9 protein-coding genes are annotated in these 7,858 nt (G+C 30.8%); 2 read left to right on the forward strand and 7 right to left on the reverse strand.

From position 1 onward, the window contains the following. The 3 genes from AC2YJL_RS27465 to AC2YJL_RS27475 all read right to left on the reverse strand — a co-directional run. Positions 1 to 248, reverse strand: a 248-nt coding sequence (locus tag AC2YJL_RS27465; protein WP_487375083.1) for a hypothetical protein, incomplete at its 3' end; no start/stop codon positions are given. 277 nt (positions 249 to 525) lie between these two features. Beyond that, positions 526 to 909 (reverse strand): response regulator transcription factor, encoded by a 384-nt coding sequence (locus AC2YJL_RS27470; RefSeq protein ID WP_487375084.1) that lies wholly within the window; start codon positions 907 to 909, stop codon positions 526 to 528. 112 nt (positions 910 to 1,021) lie between these two features. Beyond that, positions 1,022 to 1,180, reverse strand: a complete 159-nt coding sequence (locus tag AC2YJL_RS27475) for a YlcI/YnfO family protein (protein ID WP_487375085.1) — start codon at positions 1,178 to 1,180, stop codon at positions 1,022 to 1,024. A gap of 604 nt (positions 1,181 to 1,784) precedes the next feature. On the opposite strand from AC2YJL_RS27475, the gene AC2YJL_RS27480 reads away from it, so the two are divergent. Next, entirely contained in the window at positions 1,785 to 1,931 is a 147-nt protein-coding gene (locus AC2YJL_RS27480; protein WP_487375086.1) for a hypothetical protein, read from the forward strand. 380 nt (positions 1,932 to 2,311) lie between these two features. Here AC2YJL_RS27480 and AC2YJL_RS27485 read toward each other — a convergent pair whose 3' ends face one another. Next, positions 2,312 to 3,535, reverse strand: coding sequence for a putative phage abortive infection protein (locus AC2YJL_RS27485; RefSeq protein WP_487375087.1), 1,224 nt, complete (start codon positions 3,533 to 3,535; stop codon positions 2,312 to 2,314). A 179-nt stretch (positions 3,536 to 3,714) separates the two neighbouring features. After that, a complete protein-coding gene (locus tag AC2YJL_RS27490; protein ID WP_487375088.1) occupies positions 3,715 to 5,013 on the reverse strand; it encodes an MrcB family domain-containing protein in 1,299 nt (432 codons plus the stop codon). A 545-nt stretch (positions 5,014 to 5,558) separates the two neighbouring features. Here AC2YJL_RS27490 and AC2YJL_RS27495 point away from each other — a divergent pair. Continuing rightward, positions 5,559 to 6,239, forward strand: a complete 681-nt coding sequence (locus tag AC2YJL_RS27495; protein ID WP_487375089.1) for a hypothetical protein — start codon at positions 5,559 to 5,561, stop codon at positions 6,237 to 6,239. 323 nt (positions 6,240 to 6,562) lie between these two features. Here AC2YJL_RS27495 and AC2YJL_RS27500 read toward each other — a convergent pair whose 3' ends face one another. Together AC2YJL_RS27500 and AC2YJL_RS27505 are read right to left on the reverse strand one after the other, a co-directional pair. After that, positions 6,563 to 7,174 (reverse strand): MarR family transcriptional regulator, encoded by a 612-nt coding sequence (locus AC2YJL_RS27500; RefSeq protein ID WP_189667191.1) that lies wholly within the window; start codon positions 7,172 to 7,174, stop codon positions 6,563 to 6,565. 179 nt (positions 7,175 to 7,353) lie between these two features. Next, positions 7,354 to 7,761 (reverse strand): hypothetical protein, encoded by a 408-nt coding sequence (locus AC2YJL_RS27505; RefSeq protein ID WP_487375090.1) that lies wholly within the window; start codon positions 7,759 to 7,761, stop codon positions 7,354 to 7,356. Positions 7,762 to 7,858 lie beyond the last annotated feature (97 nt).

Genomic DNA, 7,858 nt, shown 5'->3' on the forward strand with positions numbered 1-7,858 from the left:
GCATCTCCCATCAGTTCATAGATAATATCATTCATCTTTTCAATTGATATCGCACATTGTTCCATCATTTCGATGTTCTGTTCAATGATTGCTTCTAATCTTTTTTCTCTTTCTACTTGCTCATCAAAAAAAGCTAATACTTCAAATTGTTCTTTCAAGAATTGTTGACGAGACATCCCATTTTCTTTCGCTAGTGTATCAACTTTTTGCATAGCAACCGGATCAATATTTCGTAAAAAGATATCCATGAAATCATTCCTTTTCTATCAAATTGCAAAATTTCCAGTACGAGTATAGAAGAGCATAAGGGGTTTTTGATATCACATGGCTGTGATATGCTGGGCAAAGCCCAGCACAACAACGTTTTCACCTCAAAAAAAGTGGTACCACGAAAACTTCCATTCTGTCGACCTGCTGTTGACCTAAAGAGTAAAAAAGGCACCTAATGTTGACCTAGTGTCGACATCAAATCTTACACCTTTTTGCAAATGTTGACCTACTGTCCACTCAAAGTACCCTCAACTTTTATGAAGTTTTAACTATCTTTTGAAAGATTTCTTGATGAGAACTCGTGAAGTTTAGAGAAGAAGTCTGGGTAGTTTTTTTATAAGAATCGATTGCTTCTTTCATCGAAGAAACGTTTAATTTTTGTAGAATGCTGCGTCTCTGATTCTTAATTGTGCTCTCTTCTTTGAACAAAATATCTTGCATTTCTGTGATGGAATGGCCATCAAGCGCAAGAGCAAAAACGTCTTGTTCAGAGGACGTAAGTTGTTTCAAAAAAAGTTTTTCTTTAAGTATTTGGCATTCTTCTTCAACACGTTTAAGGCGATCTACTTCTTGTACTAAGTCAGAAGCTACACTCAAGATATTCTCGATACCCATTAACAATTTTTCGGTTTGATCCATGATAAGACCCTCCTATTTTTTGAGGGCGACCCATGTTATAATTGAAGTCCATATTAAGTTCTACATGGGGTGCTTCCTTTGCAGAGGAAGTGCCCTTTTATTTTGTTTTCTTTTACTTCTTTGAATCTTTAAAGAGTTCTTTCTCCAAAAGTTGAACAAGAAAATCTTTTTTGCTCACGCCTTCTTCAATACATCTCTTCGCAAATTCTTTGAATAATTCTTCTGGTATATCAGCATTTAAACGCTTGTATCCAGGTGGGGTTTTTGGCATTTTATGCTTCCTCCTGAAATGAGTGCGCACTCAAATGAGTGCTTAATAAGAATAATATAGGTTATTTTTTCCAAAGTCAACGATAAAGTTTTAAGAATCCTTATTTTTTCATTGCCAATACTTAACAAACGCTGTTATAATAGCATTCTGAAGAAACAGACACAATATATAGTCTCGATTAAAGTTAACAAAAACAATATATTGTGATTTTGTCGTAATTTGTCGTATAAAGGAGAACGAAATATATTAAAAATTCAAAAAATATACTTGACAAGTTTATACAATTCGGATTACTATTATTATAGAATACGAACATTACATAGAGCGGGCACTAATATTATAGATGGCATTGGATTTTAAATATAAAAGAAAATCCCACCTATAAAATCATCTTTAAAGAAATAGGAGGGATCTATGTGAAAAAAGGGCAAAAAAAAGACCGTAAATGTCCTTGCAGAGGACAACCTACGGTATGATTTGATTTCATAAATTATATATAAAATCCGTCTGTTTGCTTTGGCGAGCAAACTAAAAATTAAACTGTTTTTTCACAATACCATACCTAGTAGTTCTCTGCAAGAGTAAATTACTGAGGAGTGGAATTATGGAAAATAAAAAAAATAATAAAAATACCGAAGAAATGGAGTGGATCTGTCGCCCATGGATCACTCTAAAAAATGGTCAACGTTTATACGCGAGTTCTGTAGGCAAAAAAGCATTTTGCTTCTGGGCAAAACCACGTAGTAAATAATAATTCAACTGATAGCAAAAAGAGAACCTTGAGACGGTAGGTTCTCTTTTTTTTACTAATTTTTTAAGAAAAGTACCCTAAACAGATTAATTTAAAAAGGTACTGATAAATATCAGTACCTTTTTTGTTAATTTATATATTAAAAACGATCAAGTGAAGGAATTTATTTAGCCAGGTGTTCCACACCTCAAAGGATTTATTTAGCCAGGTTCCCCAAAACCTCAATGAGATTTATTTAGCCAGGTATCTCCAAACCTCAATTCACTTGTATTTAGTATTACGCAGTATTAACTGATTTAGACCTTTTAAATAATTCTTTATGTCCTAATAATAACATATTAAAAAATATATGCAAGGTTATAAAACTATTAGAACATTACTCAAGCATAGTCAAAGGTATTTTTCATTTTTTTCTTTAAATCTTCTAAAGACTCAAGTGTTAAGGTGTTGTTACTTTGAGATACAAAAATTGATTTCATTACTTTTAAATCCTTATCAAGAAAAAACAAATTATCTTTTCTAAAGTGCAGTGGATCATCTAGTAATAAATCTTCTGTACTTCCAAAAAAATCTGAACTTATCAGCTCTCTAGCATAACCCAAACCTTTGGTCGTGAAAACAGAATTATAATAGATAGCCAATATGACATTCTCTGAATATTGAGATCGCAAAATACCTTGATAATTGTTTTTATTTACTAGATCCTCTTTATAAAACTCATTAATGAGTTTAAACACTCTATAAGAGTTTCTAAAAAAATGGCCAACATCTTTATAAACATCATCAAAAATTTTGTTGCAAATAGTAAATATATCATCATATTTTAAATCTTTCATAATGACTGTTTTCTTATCAGCCATAAAGCTGTCAAGTAATTCAAAAAAACCATTATCCATTTTTAATAATTGAATGAATTCGGAATTGAATTTCTTGTTACTAGTCGAAGTTGATATTTTATCGAATAAGCTCTTATGTTCAGGTACCTCCAAATAATAAGTAATAAAGAGCCTTGTAATTGCATCATGAGGATTGTCAACATTTATTATTTTCTTGAATTTTTCATACTCACTTAAGAGAGGCTTTTTTTTATCACTAGATTCTATTGCTGTTTCTATAGCACCTAATTTTTCTTTTATAGATGGCTTTTGATAAGATAAGTGTGTTCTAAATTCATCAACTGATCTATCTATAATATACATATTTCCTTCAAATTGATTCTTTAAATCGTCCATTAGCTTATCAATGGCACCACTTTTAGAATTCATCAAGTCATAATGATTTTTCATCAGCGACATAACAAAATCAGAATTCTTATTTTCTTTATTGATTTTAGCCGTTTTATTTGTAAAGTGAACTGAAGTAACGAAAGAAACCAAAGCAATGACCAAACTTAAAAATGTAGTAATATTTCTTACCACATTGAAAGAAAATTTCATCCTTGATAATACATCAAACATTAAGACACTACCAAGTAAAAGAAATAATAAGATGATAAGTATATAACGCCAAGTTATTTCTTTTTTATTTTCCTTTTTCACAAAGGTAATAAAAGAAAATATATATATAGCTATAGATAATATAAAAATTACAACATCAATCTTCACTCATTCTATCCTCCCAGATATCAACATTAATACAATTTTTAACTTTAACATGTAATTTTTTCCGTGTCTAATTAGTAAAGATACCAACTCCTACAGTAATTACAAGCTATTTTGCTGCTTTGAATTTACCTAAATTGCTTATAGCTTTTTTATTTTGAGTAAATAAAAGAACACCTTTTTTACTCATCTTTTGTATATTCACATTTGAAAAGAACAGGACTCATTTCAAATGAATTTTGCCTGTAAGGAATCTCAGCAACAATACTTATATTCCGATGAGTAACATTCTCTACCAATGTAATTACATATTGCATCCCTAACTCCTCAGCCACTTCCTTTTCTCTTTTTGATAGATAAAAATGAAAAGTTGATGCTCCTAGTGAAGAACCTTTAACTTCTATATATTTTTTTGTACCATTTGCTTCATAACTTAATATATCAAAACCATAACCATCTCCAATCATAGATAAATGTTTAACCTTTTCGGCTAAGTCATTTCTTCCTAAGGAATTCAGACGCTGCTTTTCTGTTTTCAAAACAAACTCTTCAGCCTCTTTGCCTATCTTTTCGTTATGCTCCTGTTTTCGTTTTAATAGTGCACGATATAAGTCAGGGTTGATAATACTGTGTTTGCTACTATTGCTCTCAGATTTTTCAATTTCTATTTGAAACTTTAATTCCTTAGATTCTAAAAAGAAATCAAAAACAAAGCCATAATATAAATCCAAAAGATTTTTAAAATCGTCTAGAAATTGAGTTGCATCAACTTTGTCAATTGAATACCTCTTGGAAATGATGACACTTTTTTCATACAATTTAGCTCTGTGAGAAGTTCCTAGAAAAATTGAATCAGTAGTAAAACCAGAATATGATCTCTCATTTTCAATGGCCTTTGCCAATATTCGTTTAGGCTCTTCTGTCATTAAAGGGAGATTCTTCATCGGCTTTGAAACACTATCAACTCCAAATGCAATTGTTTGGTAAAGAAAATACCCAGTTGAATCAAAAAGAATAACAGGATAAATCCCTGTTCTTGTTGATCTTGTAATGCGTTTATCTAAAGCTGCAGTCCAGAAAGAGTCAGCTATTACTCCAACACCGGACGATCCAGTAACATTAAGGTAATCCAATTCTGAGAATTTTTCATCTCTTAAATAAGCATTAATATAATCAACTAAATCAACTGTTATAAACTGATGTACTATATCGCATTTGTTTACTTTCCCTTTAGCCTTATAAGCATTGTAATTTTCTATAAATGGAACCCTATTAGTAAAGATGTTTTTTTTATTAGGCGGAACAGAAAGTATTTTCTCTATAATATCTTTTTGCTGGCCTATATTTGGCACTCTAACTCCAGTTTTCCATTGAGAAACAAGACTTTGCGGTACCTTTAAAATATCTGCTATAGCTATCGTTGTTAATCCTCTATCTTCAATAATTAAAGATAGACGTTTAGAAAAATCGATTTCTTTCATACAAATCCTCCCCTGTTCTTAATCAGGTAATGTATCTTTTAAAAGATTAAAATTAATCAGGTTATAAAGAAAGTATATTTGTTTTATAACATTTATACAACTAAAAAGTTTTAAAATAGGTATTTTTATATGATCAGGTATTTAAGATTAGTTTTATATATTATAACAATAAATTTATTGGATTTTTACAATAAATAAGCAAATATATCACAAAATAATGGAATTTAAAGTTTTTAAAGATGAATACTGTATACATATTTAGTTAACATAATGTCTCTTTCCGGAACACACAAAAAAAACAACCCCTTGGCGGCCAACGGGTTGTTCACTTTAATATTTTCTAATTTATACAGGATTTTATACATTGTTGATTTAACAACATTCTTCTGACGGTCAAGCTAAAATTTAATGTATAGAATATTTATATTTTATGCATTAAATTTCTACTAAATAAAAGGAGATAAACAAGTCCTCTCGAATTTGTTTAGATAAAATTGTATCATATAGAAAGCACGAAGATAACATATTAGGAACGGAGGCCAGGTATGGATATCAAGCAAGATACAATAAACGCTGAAGAAATGGCCAAGCGATTAAATACAACTTCCAGTAATATTAGAAAATGGTGTATTGAATTAGAAAAGCATGGTTATGAGTTTGTAAAAGATAACAGAAAAAAGCGTTACTATTCTGTTACTGACCAAACTTTATTGTCAAACTTAAAATACGCTATTCAAGAGAAAAAGCTCCCATTAGAAATAGCTGCAATGACTGTTGTAAAAGGGTTTGATAGGAACCGTTCCTCATCAATCACACAAGAAGAACACTCAAAAAAAGAAGAAAATAACCGTGAGCTAACTGTTCACCAAGAACATAATAATCACACAATAGATATTGTATTAAATACGATGAAAGAACAGTTTGAACAGCAACAGTCCATTAATAATAAATTATTAGAAATGCTAGATCATTATAAAGAAGCTTTGAAAACATCTGAAGAGAAAAGACAGACAGAACAAGAACAGATGAACACACAATTAAAAGAATTAGAAGAACGTTTGGCAAAAAGAATAAGTAACCAAATTAATAATAGAGATAAAGAAATGATGGACTACATACGCAAATCACAAAAACACAACCAGGAACAACTATTAGAAATTGCAGCTACAAAAGAAAAAGAAGAAGAACAACATAAAAGCTTTTTTGCTCGTTTATTTGGCAAATAAAAATAGCATTATAAAAATTAAGTGTTCCTCAATAAGCACATAAAAAGAACATTAACTTTAATAGCAATCTTTTGGCCGCCTTAAGGCGGCCTTTTAGCCTTTATGGCTATTTTTCAAATATGAAAAAATATAAAAAGACTCTTGAAATCCTAATAGCAAATTGCTATTTAATATAAGAGTGAGAGAGACAAGACCTTTAAGATATTAAAAAACCTTATATATCAAGGAATACAGCATTTTTCGTAGTTACCGTTTTCGGGAACACTAGTTACCGTTTTTGGGAACTACGAAAATATAAAAAAAAGCCTTATATAAAGGCTTTTTTAAAATAAACGTATAGGTAAATTTTTCATTACTGGTTTTCTCATTGCTTTTTTAAACATTGTTTTCAATGTCTCATTAACATGATCTTTTGAACCAGAAATCATAATATGAGGATTTATATATATTGCATAAGATCTTACGTTATTATCGTCTAAACCTGATTCAGCACGAGCCATAATCCCTTTATCTACTAAACTTGTAACTAACGGGCTAATTTTATTCTTTCCTCTTCCTAAAGCTTTAGCCAAATCAGATTGGTTTAAAGGAATCGGATCTTTCTTCTTCACATCGTCGACTATACAATTCGATGAAAAGCCTACAAACTCTGAAATATCTACTAAAAAGCCTTTCTCAGCCAAGGTTAAATAACCTTCTTTTCTTAAATAGCTAAAATTATGCTGGATAATTTGAACAAAAGGAGTGTTATTCTTGATTTTACGATCGGGCACAAGCTTCATTCCTTTAGCATTAGCTTTAGCCTGCAATTCATTGGCAAATTCCATTTCTTCATGACTAAGTACTTTTTCATTTTGAATATCTTTGAGTCGAGCTTTTTTATTTGCTTCGTCTAATACCTTACCTAAAGATAGATTATTTTCACTTTTTGACATACTAATTCCTCTCCTTATGTGGCAGGAATTAGTCCCTTATGATAGAATATGTACATAAAATATGTTTGATAAGGGACCCATTCCCTTTCTATGTTTGAGAAACCGCCTGCCGTCCAAAGCATGGGCGGTTTTTCTCATTTTATACTACATTCAACACTATCAATATTTTCCCTCTTTTTCTACTCTTTTCGTAGCCTTTCAGCTAATTTCGCTAACAATTTATCATCTACTCGTTGGGGTTTATAACCCATCCTGTCTATTAAAATACCTTCTATAACCTTCATACGCTTCGTATAAAGCCCATATTGCTCTTCTGAATAATTTACCATTGCTTGATCAATTTGAGGGCTCTTACCAGCCTTTTTAAGCGTTAGCATTAAATCATAAGCCTTTGTCCGTTCTTTACGTACTAAACGCAGCAAAACTAACAAATCATACGTATGAAAGCATGAAAGTTCATTAAAAGTCTTCTCAACGTCCTCTAAGACCACAAATTCTTTTAGTGTGGGTCTTTTTATATTTAAATTAGCCCCACAAAAAGAGCAACTATCTTCCAATCCTTCTGTTCCACAATAACTACATATCAAGCTATATACACCTCGTTTACTAAAAGGAAAAGTAGGCTTAAGCCTACCTAGCTAGCCTTAAAGGCTATTTTAGCTTTTAGGATATTCCTTATCTAGT

It is taken from the genome of Priestia sp. SRI_019, from assembly GCF_057586255.1.